This window comes from Terrirhizobium terrae (assembly GCF_030323265.1).
In the GTDB taxonomy this organism is placed as follows: Bacteria; Pseudomonadota; Alphaproteobacteria; order Rhizobiales; family Rhizobiaceae; genus Neorhizobium.
This window is the reverse complement of sequence record NZ_CP104991.1, coordinates 593,807-607,568: the sequence shown is the minus strand read 5'-3', so window position 1 is coordinate 607,568 and position 13,762 is coordinate 593,807. Positions and strand designations below refer to the sequence as shown.

The 13,762-nt window shown below is 57.5% G+C and carries 13 protein-coding genes and 1 pseudogene; 5 read left to right on the top strand and 9 right to left on the bottom strand.

Going from position 1 to position 13,762, the window contains the following annotated elements:
• Nucleotides 1-65: 65 nt before the first annotated feature.
• The 4 genes and pseudogenes from N7E02_RS06885 to N7E02_RS06870 all read left to right on the top strand — a co-directional run bounded on the left by N7E02_RS06885 (nt 66) and on the right by N7E02_RS06870 (nt 5,412).
• Nucleotides 66-1,212: pseudogene (locus N7E02_RS06885) on the top strand (RHE_PE00001 family protein).
• 325 nt (nt 1,213-1,537) lie between these two features.
• Nucleotides 1,538-3,511, top strand: a complete 1,974-nt coding sequence (locus tag N7E02_RS06880; RefSeq protein ID WP_353622798.1) for an ATP-dependent nuclease — start codon at nt 1,538-1,540, stop codon at nt 3,509-3,511.
• Nucleotides 3,512-3,544: 33 nt separating this feature from the next.
• Nucleotides 3,545-4,528, top strand: a complete 984-nt coding sequence (locus N7E02_RS06875; protein WP_286578589.1) for a UvrD-helicase domain-containing protein — start codon at nt 3,545-3,547, stop codon at nt 4,526-4,528.
• Nucleotides 4,525-5,412, top strand: a complete 888-nt coding sequence (locus N7E02_RS06870) for a 3'-5' exonuclease (RefSeq protein WP_286578588.1) — start codon at nt 4,525-4,527, stop codon at nt 5,410-5,412. Before N7E02_RS06875 ends, N7E02_RS06870 begins: the two co-directional genes overlap by 4 nt.
• Nucleotides 5,413-5,674: 262 nt before the next feature.
• On the opposite strand, the gene N7E02_RS06865 is transcribed toward N7E02_RS06870, so the two are convergent.
• Nucleotides 5,675-6,004 carry a hypothetical protein gene (locus N7E02_RS06865; protein ID WP_286578587.1) on the bottom strand — a complete coding sequence of 110 codons (330 nt, stop codon included), beginning with the start codon at nt 6,002-6,004 and terminating at the stop codon, nt 5,675-5,677.
• Between the two features lie 49 nt (nt 6,005-6,053).
• Here N7E02_RS06865 and ybiA point away from each other — a divergent pair, with 49 nt between their 5' ends.
• Entirely contained in the window at nt 6,054-6,605 is a 552-nt protein-coding gene (gene ybiA / locus N7E02_RS06860) for a riboflavin biosynthesis intermediates N-glycosidase (protein WP_286578586.1), read from the top strand.
• Here the strand turns inward: ybiA and N7E02_RS06855 are convergent.
• From N7E02_RS06855 to N7E02_RS06820, 8 genes are all read right to left on the bottom strand, one after another.
• On the bottom strand, nt 6,556-7,338 hold the full coding sequence (locus N7E02_RS06855) for a PfkB family carbohydrate kinase (RefSeq protein WP_286578585.1): 783 nt from the start codon (nt 7,336-7,338) through the stop codon (nt 6,556-6,558). The two genes, ybiA and N7E02_RS06855, sit on opposite strands and share 50 nt — an antisense overlap.
• 148 nt (nt 7,339-7,486) lie before the next feature.
• The gene (locus N7E02_RS06850; protein WP_286578584.1) at nt 7,487-7,960 is read right to left on the bottom strand and encodes a hypothetical protein; all 474 of its coding nucleotides are present in this window, start codon (nt 7,958-7,960) and stop codon (nt 7,487-7,489) included.
• A 485-nt stretch (nt 7,961-8,445) separates the two neighbouring features.
• Nucleotides 8,446-9,423: a hypothetical protein gene (locus tag N7E02_RS06845; protein ID WP_286578583.1), complete on the bottom strand. Its 978-nt coding sequence runs from the start codon at nt 9,421-9,423 to the stop codon at nt 8,446-8,448.
• The gene (locus N7E02_RS06840) at nt 9,420-9,923 is read right to left on the bottom strand and encodes a hypothetical protein (protein ID WP_286578582.1); all 504 of its coding nucleotides are present in this window, start codon (nt 9,921-9,923) and stop codon (nt 9,420-9,422) included. The genes N7E02_RS06845 and N7E02_RS06840 overlap by 4 nt, the downstream gene beginning before the upstream one ends.
• Nucleotides 9,884-10,354 (bottom strand): hypothetical protein, encoded by a 471-nt coding sequence (locus N7E02_RS06835; protein WP_286578581.1) that lies wholly within the window; start codon nt 10,352-10,354, stop codon nt 9,884-9,886. The genes N7E02_RS06840 and N7E02_RS06835 overlap by 40 nt, the downstream gene beginning before the upstream one ends.
• 171 nt (nt 10,355-10,525) lie before the next feature.
• Complete coding sequence (locus N7E02_RS06830) at nt 10,526-12,427, bottom strand: hypothetical protein (protein WP_286578580.1); 1,902 nt, start codon at nt 12,425-12,427, stop codon at nt 10,526-10,528.
• Nucleotides 12,428-12,430: 3 nt separating this feature from the next.
• Nucleotides 12,431-12,937 (bottom strand): phosphoribosyltransferase-like protein, encoded by a 507-nt coding sequence (locus N7E02_RS06825; protein ID WP_445344459.1) that lies wholly within the window; start codon nt 12,935-12,937, stop codon nt 12,431-12,433.
• The gene (locus N7E02_RS06820) at nt 12,883-13,542 is read right to left on the bottom strand and encodes a hypothetical protein (protein ID WP_286578578.1); all 660 of its coding nucleotides are present in this window, start codon (nt 13,540-13,542) and stop codon (nt 12,883-12,885) included. Before N7E02_RS06820 ends, N7E02_RS06825 begins: the two co-directional genes overlap by 55 nt.
• Between the last annotated feature and the right edge of the window lie 220 nt (nt 13,543-13,762).

Genomic DNA, 13,762 nt, shown 5'->3' with positions numbered 1-13,762 from the left:
ATAGGATGTGACGAACAGTAACTATTGAATGGCGTTCGTTTAGGAAATCATTTACCATAGTATCAATGGCTTACGATCTCGCGAAATTGCACATTTCAAACTTGGTTCGGCCCGCTTTTGACGCGGCGGTCGCGTTGACCCGTCTCGATGAGCGCATTGCCCGCTCGCCGGTCGGCGCCGGTTTTCTCGAGCGGCAAAATTTCGCCGACGCCTGTGCTTCCCTCTGGATCGACGGCGAACTCGTCCATCTCGAAGACCTCGTCCTCCACGACGCACTTCGCGATACGCGCACCCCCACCCACGAACTCACCATCGCCCACGACGTTCTTCGCACCCGCCGGCGGATCTCTGGGCAGTCACCCGACTGGGCTCTTTCCGCAGACGGTATTCGGGTTTTGCGACAGACATCAGAGATCACGTCGGCCGGCGCGGGTGAGGCGGAGACGGCCGGTGTCATTCGGCGCGCAGCCCCGATTGAACCGGAAGGGGAGGGGATGATGATGATGGCGAAAAAGATCTGCCGGGCATCGACTATGCCGCCATTGATGCAACGCTGGCCCGATCGTCGGCCGCAATCGACGACGCAACCCGGCCTGGCGGGGCCAGAGGCCGCACAACGGCCAGCCGTCCGGAAAAAGACCCGATGATCTATGATCTCGACTGGGACGAAGATGCCCGGCTCGACGAATGGCGCCGTGTGTTGCGCCAGGCCGAAAGCCTGCCGGCGGTGTTTCGGGCGATTGTCGCCCTCGACGCCTGGAACGAGATTTCCGTGCTTCAGCACGCGCCCTGGCTCGGCCGGCTGTTTTGCGCCTCGATCCTGCGGGAAGCCGGCATCACCACCGGCGCCCATCTCGCCGCTATCAATCTCGGCCTCAAAACAATCCCGGTCGATCGGCGCCGCCACCGCGACCGGGAAAGCCGGCTGCTCGCCATCGCCCACGGGTTTTTGGCGGCCGCCGAGGTCGGCATGAAAGAGCATGACCGGCTGGCGCTCGCGAAGACGATGATGGACCGAAAACTGGAGGGGCGGCGGACGTCGTCAAAACTGCCAAAACTGGTCGAGCTTGTGATGGCACGTCCGCTTGTGTCGGCCGGGATGGTGGCGAAGACGCTCGAGGTGACGCCGCAGGCGGCGCGGCGGATCGTGGCGGAACTCGGCCTCAGGGAGATGACGGGGAGGGGAGGTTTCGGGCGTGGGGAATGATCTGATTTGCGTGTTCTGTTCAGGTTGCTGTTCTATCCGCGGCGCCAAATGCGAAAGCTGCCGTGGGTCCGCAGGGTCAACCTATGCGGGCTTCTCCCGGTCGCCCTCTATTCTATAGACGTTGTCCGGCGTCTCCCTGCTTCACCATAGGCCATCTGAATAGATGAACTTGTCGTTTGAGGTGACGTATGGACGGGGAATTTCCCATGAGTTTCAGATTTAAATTGTTGCGGGATAACGGTGGAACAACACAGAGTTATCTAGCGAGGCGATTCCGCTGGAACTCGCTATAGGGGCCTTTGTGGAGGGATGCCGATGAGGATAGATTATGTGGAGATCGCCGGCTTTCGAAGTTTTGGACAAAAAGCAAGCTTCGTACCAATCTATTGCGATCTCACTGCTCTCGTCGGGCCAAACGCAGCGGGCAAGACCGCCTTTCTTCAGGCGCTGTCCAAGATATTCGGTGTCACTCGGGCCCAGCGGACCATCGAACCGTCCGATTTTCATATTGCGCCTGACGAGGATGTCGACGACAAGAAGAGCCGGGCCTTGTCGATCGATGTCGTCATCGAGTTTCCCGAACTGACTAACGGTGATGCGACGCCGGAAACGATAGCGCCGTGCTTCAGGCATATGCTGATTTCACGAGATGACGAGCATCCCGCCTGCAGGATACGGCTGGAGGCGGGATGGGAACGGGATGGTTCGGCCGACGGCGATATCTCTCAAAGTCTTTTCTGGATCGACACGCTCGACGATGACTTCACTGATGAGATGAAGCATCCGGTGTCATCCTCCGACCGCGGGCTTATTCAGCTCTATTACACGCCCGCGACCCGCGACGCGGCTAGCCAGATCCGTGCAACGACCGGGGCATTGGCGGCGCGGCTGCTGCGCGCCATCGACTGGTCCGAGAACGCCAGAAAGGAAATCAACGACGCGACTGCGAAACTCTCAAGCGCTTTCGACGCTGAAGATGCCATCAAGGCCATAGCAAAAGCCCTAACGAACCGCTGGTCCGATCTTCACGACGAAAAGACCGATATCAAGCCGCGCATCAGCCTGATCAGCCGCAGGTTCGAGCAAATCGTTAGCAAGGTTGCCGTTATCTTCGAAAGTGGGCCAGCCGGTCGCGAGCGGGGTCTCGAAGCGCTGAGCGATGGCCAGCAATCCCTCTTTTACTTCGCTCTCGCCGCAGCGGTCTTTGATCTTGAACGCGAAGTCGTCGCAGAGGATGTCGAGGGGTTCTTGACAGAGGATGTTGTCATTCCGGCCTTGACGATCTTTGCAGTGGAAGAGCCCGAAAACCACCTTTCACCGTTTTATCTCGCAAGGATCGTGAGGCAGTTACGCTCCCTGATCGCCAGCGGCAATGCACAGGCGATTCTGTCCAGTCACTCCCCGGCGGTTTTGAGTCGAGTCGAACCCGAGGAAGTTCGCTATTTCCGCCGAACCCCATCGACAGGTACGACCGGCGTCAAGCGATTGAAACTTCCGCGTCCGAGCACTGACGCAGGCAAATACGTGCGGGAAGCGGTGCTTGCGTACCCGGAAGTGTATTTCGCCCGTTTCGTCATCCTCGTGGAGGGGGACTCCGAGCGTATTGTTCTTCCAAGGCTGGCGGAAGCGCTTGATCTCCTTATCGACCCCTCATTCGTGGCGATCATACCGCTCGGTGGTCGTCACGTTCAGCATTTCTGGAAGCTACTCGGCGACCTCAAGATTCCCTATGCGACGCTTCTTGACCTAGACGTCGGACGCGGTGGTGGCGGGTTTGGGCGTGTAAAGACAGCGATAGAAAATTTGATTGGTGTCGGCGTCCCGAAAGCAAAGCTTTTGAAGCTCCGTGATGGTTCCGTGCTGTCGGATCCAAGTTTCGCGCGGATGCATACATGGGTTGCAGAAACCGAGCATGAAAATCTCATCGCCTGGGTTAATTCCCTTGCCGTACATAATGTCTTTTTCTCCGCCCCACTCGACCTCGACCTTTCAATGCTTCAGGCTTTTCCTGCCGCCTACGAGGCAATAATTCCCGCAGGCGGCGGTCCGAAGGAAACGCCGAAACATCCTGCATCTGCTACTGTCCTTGGGACAGCTGGGGAGGGCAGTGCCGCCTACGTTCAGGGCTATAAGGATTACCCGGCACTGTTTGCCGACTACCGCTACCACTTTCTGACCAAGAGCAAACCGGCAACTCATCTCGATGCGCTGAGCAGAATGAACGACAGGGACTTGAGCAAGAACATGCCGCCCGTGTTGCGTGATCTTCTGAAACACGTATCCAATAACCTGCGTCGGGACTGAGACGATGTCGCCAAGACGTATTTCGGCAAAGGATTGGATCCCCGCAGGGTTGGAGTCTCTGGAGGCCAATGCCCTGAAGGTCGTTCGATCGACCGAAAACCGGTCTGTCATCGCGGGGCCAGGTGCCGGCAAGACGGAGCTTCTTGCCCAACGCGCCGCGTTCCTCCTGCAGACCGGCGCATCGCAATCCCCCGCCGCATCCTCGCCATCTCTTTCAAAAAAGATGCTGCAACCAACCTGGCCGCGCGCGTTCGGCAACGCTGCCTACCCGAACATGCCGCCCGCTTCGATTCCCTTACATTCGATGCCTTTTCCAAGGGGCTAATCGATCGCTTCGGCCAGGTCCTTCCAGCAAGCTGGCGGCCAGATCCGGACTACAAACTGATATTTCCGCTATCGGGAGATTACAGGGAATTTCTGCAGCGCGACGTTGGCGCGCCGCCCGACAGTATTGGTCGCTACCGGGACATCCAAGCCCTCTCGGCCGACGCCTTTGTCCGCCATCGCTTGTTCGCAAACCGGCTTGAAGAGACGCCCGCCCAGCCGGCCAACATTATAGAATGGCTTGTGAGCGAATACTGGGCAAAACAGTATAGCGGAAAGAAGACCGCTCTTTCCTTTCCGATGATAGGACGCCTGGTCGAGCTGCTGCTGAGAAGCACGCCCGTAGCACGCAACGCGCTACAACTTACCTATTCGCATGTCTTCCTCGACGAGTTCCAAGATACGACCCAGGTACAGTATGATCTGCTCGAGACTATATTTTGGGGATCAACGACGGTCCTCACGGCCGTTGGCGACAACAAGCAGCAGATCATGCGTTGGGCGATGGCCATGGAGGATCCATTCAAAACATTTGAAAAAAGGTTCGCAGCTCTGCGTGTGCCCCTTTTCAACAACTACCGCTCTTCGCCAGAGCTCGTTCGTATCCAGACAAGGCTTGCCAAAGCAATTGATGCGGACGCGCCCCTCCAGTCTCCAAGGCGAAAGGCACCGTCAGCGCGGATAGCTGTGTGATCTGGAATTTTCGCTCGCCAGAGCGCGAGGCGCATCATCTGGCACGTTTTGTCGCTGGTGAAATGACAACACACAGATTGAAACCGCGCGATATCGCGGTGATCGTGCGCCAGAAGCCGGAAAACTATGCTGCAAGCATGGCACGGGCTTTTGGTACCGGTATACCACTCCGGAACGAGGCAGAATATCTTGATAAAGGCCCCGTCGCCCTTCAGGAACTACTTGCGGAAGAAGTGACGGGGATCGTCATCTCGCTGCTTCGGCTTGCCGCGACTGGCCGGGCCGGGCGTCATTGGACCTGCTGCCTCAAGGCGCTGGCTGCGCTCCGCGGCATCCCTTTCGACGACGACCGTCGCCAGGCGCAGCTGGCAAGCGAACTCGACAGGTTTGTTGTCAAGCTTGGAATCGACAACCCCGAGCCGCTCCGCATCCGGTCGAAAGCACGCGGTCTTATCGACCGGGTGGTTGATTTCGCGGGCAGGGACCGCCTCGTTGCGCGCTATCCGGCTTATGGTCAGGGCGGATGGCTGGACAAGATCCTTGATGCCTTTGCCTTTCACCTCTCGCGGTCGTCTGGGGATGCAGACGATTGGCGAGCCGCGCTCGACGTCTTCGAAGGTACTGATGCGGTCCCGCTCCTGACGATCCACAAGAGCAAGGGTCTCGAGTATCATACAGTCATTTTCGTCGGTCTCGATGATAGCGCCTGGTGGAGCTTCGATAAGGATGCAAAGGAGGCGACAGCTGGCTTCTTCGTTGCGTTCACGCGCGCCAAGCAGCGCGTCGTTTTCACTTATTGCGCTGAACGGGGCCCCAAAGATCTGATCGCACCGCTCTACGACCTCCTTACTGAGGCCGGCGTCCGAACGACTGACATTGCTTGAGGCTCTGCGCATGCGATTGCGTCCAGAACAGGTTGAAGCCACTACTGAGCTCTACGTTGAACGCCTCCTCAACGAGCTCATCAAGGCGCCGCATTATAGGTAAGCTAGTTTGCACTGCCACAGGGGCAGGTGCTGGATGCCAATACCACAACCCGCTACCGATCGGGCGTACGCAAGCGTTTAGCGTGCAGAGCCTCCTCAATGACTTGCACTTCCGACGGGGTCAGTTGACAACGGAATCGAACGCACATTTGAAAAGTCTTTAGCCTGAACTCTTTATCGTCGCGATGGCACCCAAAAGCTCTAGGAGCCTTCGCTCGTCTTCTTTGCTTCCATCCCAAAGTGTAGCGAGACTTTTCGCAAGCGCATCGCTAAGCAACAAGCCGCCCGGATGTGGCTGAAGTCCCAAAGTGATGCAAATTTGCATGACATTTGAGTTGATGGATGAGAATTGCCCCATGCAAATCCGGCTTGTTTGGCTCTGCTCGACGCACGCCATTTCAGCTAATGCAGCGATAGAAAGGCCCATTTCAATCCGTCGCGATTTGATCGCGCCAGTGAGCCTCTTCTGCGCTACGGGATTGAGTTTCATGTAAAATCACATATACTTAATCGTAGGGTTTTTCAAGGAAGCTGGGTACATGGTTGATCAAACGGAAATCTGCTTCTATCGAGCCAACGAAAAGCCCTTTGGGCCGCTGAGCAATCTTTATCGCCGCAGCATTTCTTTCGAGGGAGAGGTTTTCGTAACCTCAGAACATGCCTATCAGGCCGGCAAGGCCCGTAAGCCCGCTGTACGCAAATGGCTCATGGAGGCACCGAGCCCGGCACTTCTCGCCATGGCAGCTCACGGTCTTTACTACTGGGACGTCAGTCCGGGATGGTCGAAGACCAAGTTCGACAGGATGCGTGGCGTTCTCTATGCCAAGTTCACCCAGCATCCAGATCTGAAGGCGCTGTTGTTGTCCACCGGGGATGCTCGGCTGGTGGAGACTGCGACCGTCGACAATGAGGTCAACCGGCTTTGGGGCGAAGTGAACGGTGTGGGCAAGAACATGCTTGGCGTCCTGCTCATGGAGCTTCGAGAAAAGCTTCGCGACGAAAAGGAGAGGTGTGCTTGGTCGCCGCTGAGTAGTCCGGGAATTACTTCGTGTGAAGAAGCGAGCGGACGTAGGACGCGCCGCGCTGCTTGAACAGGCCGCGCGCACCTGCATAAGCGCAATTTGCGGCCGCAAGACGCTGGCCCGCAACAACACCTGCAACGATCTGGCTGCCATTCAACTCGTCAAAACAAACGTCCTCATGAAGAAGCCAGTCGATGATTCCGACGCTGACCATGTCGCCGGACCCGCAGGTGTCGCGCACCTCGCTCGCGTCTACTGCGCCACACCAGATCCGCGATGACCCGTCACGGACCTCCAAACCCGATGCACCATGCGTAACGATCTCGATACAATCCACTGCCATCCCGTCGAGCTCGTCGTCCAGACGATCGCTGGAGTATTTTAGGATGGTTACGAGTGCCAATGCCTGTTCGAACAGATAGCCGTCGCCGATTTCCGACGGCTCGAAGAATACGACCGCGCCACCTGATCGAGCGGCCTGCATGGCCTTGAAAATGCTGTCGGAAAGGCGGTCGGCATAAAATACCGTACAGTCATGTAGAAGAGGCAATGCTTCGGCGAGTTCGGGTTCACCGATCGGTTCATAGCGGGGAAGATCGGTATCCGTTTCGGGGCATATGAACGAAAACCCATGGACACCAGAAACGGTGTCTAGTTTTTCCGCGAGAATTGGAGACCTTAGCTCGGGACGGCGATGGATGTGCTCCACGATCGCACCCGCCTCGCAGAACTCCGTCATCAGCCTCTCACCGGCAAGGTCGAGCCCAAGGCGCAAAACTGGCGCGACATCCCTCTGTAGCATGGCAAGCGATACGAGAACATTCCCACATGAGCCGCCAAGGCTCTCCTCGGCAAAATGACCATCCTGGTACAATCTGTCGAGGACGGTGAACCCTGTGCCGACAACCTGCGCTCGACGCTCGTGGCTTGCGCCCGAGTGCGATGTGGGTCTAGCTCCAGTTTCTGTCCAATATGAGCGATGCGACATCGATTTTCATCCCTTTGGATCCGTAAGGCTTCAAGGCACGCAACAGTTCCAGAAGTGCGTCCGGGCCTAATAGATGATCTCCGAAAAAAGACCAGCATCCATTGGCCAGGCCGCAGACGTCTCCCACACTTATACCATGGGGCGTTGCCAAAATCGCATAGTCATTTCCGCTTCGCGACCCGCTATCCCCGACACAAAGAACGGCAAACCCGTCGTCGATCTCTGCGGCGATCGCATGTATGGCCGTCAGTTTGGTCGTGGATGAAGGTATAACATCGAAACTATGCGCCGAACTTGTCAGGCGCAGCCGTCCGTCGGCAATAGGCGGGCAGGCCTGCACCTCAACCGCGAAGGTCTGTGCATCCTCCAAAGTGTCCTTCTGAACAGTTATTTGAACGCCGGCATCCAGTGACGGGGGTGATGAAAAGACCTTCATTGGCTTTCAGCCAAGCAATGGCCTCGTCGATCGCGGGGTCAGCCGGTGGGCGCTCCGCTCTTATGTCGATATCAAGCGGGCGGGTATATCCGCCGTTATAGTAGGCGACGGTAACGGCCGAATGGAACTCTGGCCGCAAGACTTGTCTCAAATCCTTACCAGCGGAGCTGCCTCGACCTGTCGCAATCGCGACTTTCATACCCCGGACAACAATCTCTCAAGCTCACGGATGAGATCATCTGCCGGAAGAGAGTAACGATCCGCGGTGCGCACGATCGTACCATCATAGTCGAGGACAACCCCACCGAAGGTGGCCTCCGAGAGACCGTTGAGCCAGGCCCGCCGAGCCTCGTCGAGCAAAAGATGCTGTGACGTGGGGTCGTCATGCCTAAACACCGCTGCCCTCTTGTGGTCGATCGGCGGCTGAAGATCGGCCGATAGCGAAAGAAGCGCCGGGTCGTCATAAATCTCCTTCGCATAGGATCCTATCGGTGGTCGGCCAGGATCAATACCGACGGCCTGCCCCATAGCCTCGATGATGACGAGAGCGTCGATAATGCCAAGCGCATTGGCAAGCCGGCCCGACCGGCCAAAGTCGACCTCAACGATCCTGAGGTCATCGGGTAGCAGGCATTTGAGTGCCCCCAGACCGCCCGACTGTCCTGCCCTGTCAGGGCAAGCGCGATCGACGAGGCGCTGCGCTGATGGATCCAGGCATGCCGACCATGCGCGAAATTTCGAAAATCGGTCGTTTGGACTGGGCAAATTCCGGATTCCCACAACGAGGTGTCGATCAGCGTTGCGACTGTTTTGACCTGCGGGTCGGCAAAAACCAGCACCGTATCTGAGCCGGAAAGCGACCCGAAACGATTGCGTAGTAAGGTGCGACTATCGTCAGAGAGCCTTTCCTCCACGCCGGCGCGGTAGCTTTCCCTAAGAGCTTGGCCAACCGGCTCACCGCTTGCAAGGTCGCTTGCCAATAGGAGCGCCGTTGTCGTGGCGACAAGGGAGTGGGTTGCCAGGTAACCATCCTTTGCGTCCGCAACGGGCACAACGTGGATCTGGCCGCCCGCGGCGCGCGATTTCGTGACAGCCAAGCCTTCCGGGTTTCGTGTGACCAGCTGGATGGAGCGTGCACGCCGCTTGATGGCGGTTTCGACGGCTGCCAGTACGTCGGCATTATCGCTGCTTGCGGAGAAAAGCCAGATGTCAAAGTCGGCTATGTTCGCCGCTCCCAGCACGAATTGCATAGGTGTCTCGACTGAGGTTCGGGCGCTAAACAACGTTTCGCGGCAACGCGCGAAATAGTCGGCGGCGATCGCCGAGCCACCCGATCCAACGGCGATCGTCGGACGGTCGCGACCGTCCTCGAGCCCTCTGGCCAGCGCCATCGCGTCAGAGGCGAGGCCAAGCGCCACCGTTCCGATGACGCCGTCCAATTTCTCGCTGAAGCGGCCGCTCATATCTCTTCCGTTCGAACAAGATCGCCATAATCGCCGTAGGCCGGTCCCGAAAGAAGAACATGAACCATCATGTCCTCACTCTCATCGCCGGAGCTCTCAGGCGTGTTGAATTCATAGCGGACCGTCTCAAGGTACTGGACTGTAAGCTCGTGTTCGATGGCCGCCATCAATGCACCCGCGGCCATTACCTTACTCCCTATCGGTGACAGGATGACCCGTGGTTCGAAAGTACCCTTGACCGTCTTGTCATAGCGCTCCTTAAGGGTGGAGAGGGTTCTGTAGCAATCAAGCGGATTGCGTTCTGAGACATAGACAAGATCGCGCGGATCAACCTGCCATTCATTGACGAGCTCGTTCTCGTACTCGCCGATGAGGCCGTCGGCTCGCCGCGGATCGCGAGCCGGGAAAGGCACAACGGGGCAGATTTTGTAGCATTCACCGACAGACAGGCCGATTTTCGTCAAAGCCGCCTTGCGGCCTTTGGCAAGTTGAGGATCCAAATCTGCGCCGGTTCCAGAACGCCCTCCAGCCTCTCCGAGCCGGAAAACCCCTTGACGGGCATTGGCCGTTCGGCCGGCTCGGCGACGATATTGTCATCAAGCTCTGGGTTCGACACGATCAGTAAATGAAACGCACGGCCAGCATCTTCGCATTCCGAGAGCAACATCTTGGCGGCCGGAAAACCGATACCGATTGAAAGCGCGCTCATGTCCAAGACTATATCGGTTACCTCGGGGTCAATGACATAGTCGCGAAGCTCTTTGGCGATGCGCGGTCCTCCAACGGCTGCTCCGTCGTCGCCAAAGACGTCGATGCGGAGGAACTCGCAATTCGGGACCAGAGCTTTTAGCGCCTCGGCATTTTCGTCCGCGCGCGCGACCAGGGCTGCGTCAGGTTGGCCGCGCTCCTCGCGAACGAAGATACCGCTCAACCTCGGTCCAAGCACCTCAGAAAGCATGGTCGCGATGCGTCGCGATCGGGGATCGAAACCAGCCGCGCCGACCAACAGGCAACGGCGTTCCTCCTCGCCAAAATAGGATTTTATGAAGCCTTCGACCTCGCCGTCGAAATGCGTGATGCAATTGCTCCAATGGCTTCTCATTCAGTTACTCGCTTCGTAAAGGTAGCCGATCCGCTTCTCAAGGAAGCCACCGCGTTTGAAGGTCAGCCCATGAGCAAGGCAGACCGTGCCGGAAAGCTCGATGAGGCACCAGGATCTGCCACCCTGGCCATAGCCACGCCGGACGATGATTGCTCCGTTGGCGAGGGCATGCTTCAAGACAATAGCGAGGTCGCTTTCGTTTCGTAAAAGTTCCTGGATTTCTTCTTCCGGTATGCCGATCGCGTTAGCACCCGCGCCAAGCCGGGCGTTGGGTGCCCGCGAAACCTCGAGGCACTCGTTGGCGATAGCGTCGACTAGAAGCCGCACGCGTCTTGCGAAGGCGAAGGACCATCCGTCCATAATTGACTTCGCTTTTTCTACCAGGGCGCTCTCCTGCGCTGCAGCGTTGAGCCCCGGGTTTTTGCCACGGATTACCCGCGTCTCCATCCGTGCGACTAGGGCTCCGGCAAACTGGAGAAATAGCTCCGCATTCTCGTTGCTCGCGTCGCAAAGATCAGAAATTCCGTAGTGATAGGGTCGCTTCAGGCTGTCGCTGAGCTGAAATCGAGCAGCCTCGGCAACGCCGGCATCTGCCTTCAAAGGCGATTTCGGATCCGGATCGAAGTCTTCGAAAAGCGATGGCGTCATATGCTGCACACGATTTGCATAACGGTGCATGAGGATGCGCGCCATGGACAGATGGACTTCCTCACCCTTGTCATAGGATTGCGAGCCAGCAAGATGTTCGGAAACAAGCGCGTCTATCTCCTGCCGTCTGGTTGGTGTGATGCCAAGCTTGATCTGTTCCTTCTCAATGACGGAAGCCAGTTCCTTCAAGCGACCGGAGGGGAGCGACGGGGGCTCGCTCGGGAGCAGTGCGGCAAAATCGGCGTTTCGGTTTTTGAGAGACTGCACCAACGGCAGGTAGCGATTGGCCATGTCAAGAGCCATGGTTCGAAACTGCCGACGTTCCGCGCCACGTTCCGAATGACCTTGCATGCGAATATCGACGAAGTCTCTCCCCGTCGCCAGATTGTGCGTCTCCTGGCTTCCTGGTGCACCAAGCACTGCTCCGGGGCTTAAAGCATCAAGCCGCATCATCAGCCAGCGGCCAAAGCGGATCTCACGGCGTGACAACGCCGCGAATATGTCGTCCCTCTGGTCGGGGTGCAGCGCGTGGACGTCGTCCAGCATCACGAGGGGGCTGAGCGACAAAGTCTCGCCCTGCCATTCGATCTCGATGGCCTTGATTGCCTCGAATGGCTGATAGGGCGAAGTCGCTGCGAGCGGCAGATTCTCGAGGGTCGGCGGCCGCAAGCCTGCGGCAACCGAATAGATCGCCTTCTGAACCTCGAGCGCCCGATCGCGGATACCTTGCGCCGTCAGACCGCCAATCTGGTCTATCTGAGCCTCTGACGCTTCACGGGCAATGAAGCGGATGTCGTCGAGGCCACGGCGCCGGTTGGCCGTAAGATTGCGGAGAAGGCCAAGCATGGCGCGCGCCTGGACAAGCCATAGCGCAAGCTTTGTTTTGACGGCGGGTTCATACGGTAGTTCCCAAAAGTCGCGGTAGTCGGACTCCATAGGAACGCGCACGGCCGCTACGCGTGGCTTGCCATCCTCGAGGAAGCCCGCGTCCGCGAGCGCTCTGGCGAGGCCCCGGTGATTTTCGGTGGACAGATCGCGCATGATCGCCTCCACCATTTTGAATTCCGCGAGCGTTGCCAGCATCGTCTTGCCGCTTCCAGGCTCGCCAATGATCCGGACCGGAAGCTCGAACATCGCCTCCTTATGTTCGCTCTTTGCGAGAAATGTTGTCAGCGGAGCGGGACTGACGATCGCCAGGAACGAGGCGTCGTCGCGTACATATTCCGTAGCTCGGCGAAGGAATGGATTAGCCATGTGTTATCCGTGACGGTCCCTGCGACGAAACAGGGGCTCCATCGGGCGGCCAAGCTTGCCGCTTGTCTCAGCCCACAGAATGGAAAGGCTGTTGTTTGGCGTGTTGTGCTCAAGAACGAGCGGAATGGCGCAATCGGCATAACCGAACTTCATGTGGCTCTGCCCAGCCTCGTCACAATGTTTCTTGAGGCGCTGGTAGAGCTGGTCGTCATAATAATCTTCACAAAGGGAGAGCATTGATGCGTCGTCGGGCTGGGTGAGTTTCAGGCGATTTGGCAGAAGGCATCCTTCGGTAATATCGACCTCGGCAAATGACTTCGCGCCCCAGTTTATGCTGGCATCGGCGACCCGTTCCCTCAATGCCAGACGCGCTTGGTCCGTCGAGATGTAGTGATGAATATGAAGCTTGTAATCGTCAGCGATCGGAAAGCCTTTTTCTTCTCGCGCTTTGCAAATCATGTCGTTGAACTTCGTAAGCTTCCCTTTCCATACACCATCAATCTGGCGGATGAATGTCGTACCCGATGCCGTAAAGTCGTCAATGAGGTAAACATTGTCGAAGCGGGCGTCCTCCCCTGCTCTTTGCGCAACTCCTTGCCAAGTTCTTCCCACTTCTCACGGCCGATATTCATCATGGGAACGATTTGTTCTTGGGAAAGGCGGCCAGCATTGGCGCGCCGAAGCACATCAATACGGCTACCGTCGCTGAGACCGATGAATAGGGAGCGCCGGAGCACGCGGTTGAATGCTTCGACGCCCTCCTTGCGCCCCCATACCTCGTACGGTTTTATGCCTGCCTCGTTTGCCGCGGCCTTGCGCAGGAATGGCGTGACAGTTTCCGGAACAAAAATTTCGATGACCCGCTGCATTTCGGCTGCCGAAATGTAGACGAGCCGGTGGCGGACGAATTCGTAGGCTGTTCTGCGGTCATTCTGGTCGAACTGTCGAAGCCATGTTGCAAGGCTTTCGAAGAACCTGGCGCCTGCTCTAAAGTCCGCATAGCCGTCATATTTGATCGAGGACATCAATTGCAGCCAGCCATACTCTGCTGTTGCTTCATCATTGTCCCACTGCATAAGTTCTGCAATCAAGTTCAAGCCAAGTGTGCTGATCATTCGTATGCGCTCACCTCATCTTGAGAACGCTGCGCACGTTGCGTTGATCTGCGATTGTTCCCACCCGACGGAAAGCTTACACAAATTCGCGACGGGCTCTAGTGCAAGTTGCGGATACCAGAACCCTTTTTGGTTTTTTAAGGTGGACTTACGGGGCGTTACTGCACTCGATCGTCGCTGTCATCCTTCTGCAAGCACGATTCCTCGCCTCGGAACAAAG

Bases quoted from the DNA above. Each gene is read 5' to 3' on its own strand.
- N7E02_RS06830 (WP_286578580.1), bottom strand. From the start codon at position 12,427: ATGGCTAATCCATTCCTTCGCCGAGCTACGGAATATGTACGCGACGAC.
- ybiA (WP_286578586.1), top strand. From the start codon at position 6,054: ATGGTTGATCAAACGGAAATCTGCTTCTATCGAGCCAACGAAAAGCCC.
- N7E02_RS06865 (WP_286578587.1), bottom strand. From the start codon at position 6,004: ATGAAACTCAATCCCGTAGCGCAGAAGAGGCTCACTGGCGCGATCAAA.
- N7E02_RS06820 (WP_286578578.1), bottom strand. From the start codon at position 13,542: ATGATCAGCACACTTGGCTTGAACTTGATTGCAGAACTTATGCAGTGG.
- N7E02_RS06845 (WP_286578583.1), bottom strand. From the start codon at position 9,423: ATGAGCGGCCGCTTCAGCGAGAAATTGGACGGCGTCATCGGAACGGTG.
- N7E02_RS06855 (WP_286578585.1), bottom strand. From the start codon at position 7,338: ATGCTACAGAGGGATGTCGCGCCAGTTTTGCGCCTTGGGCTCGACCTT.
- N7E02_RS06850 (WP_286578584.1), bottom strand. From the start codon at position 7,960: ATGAAGGTCTTTTCATCACCCCCGTCACTGGATGCCGGCGTTCAAATA.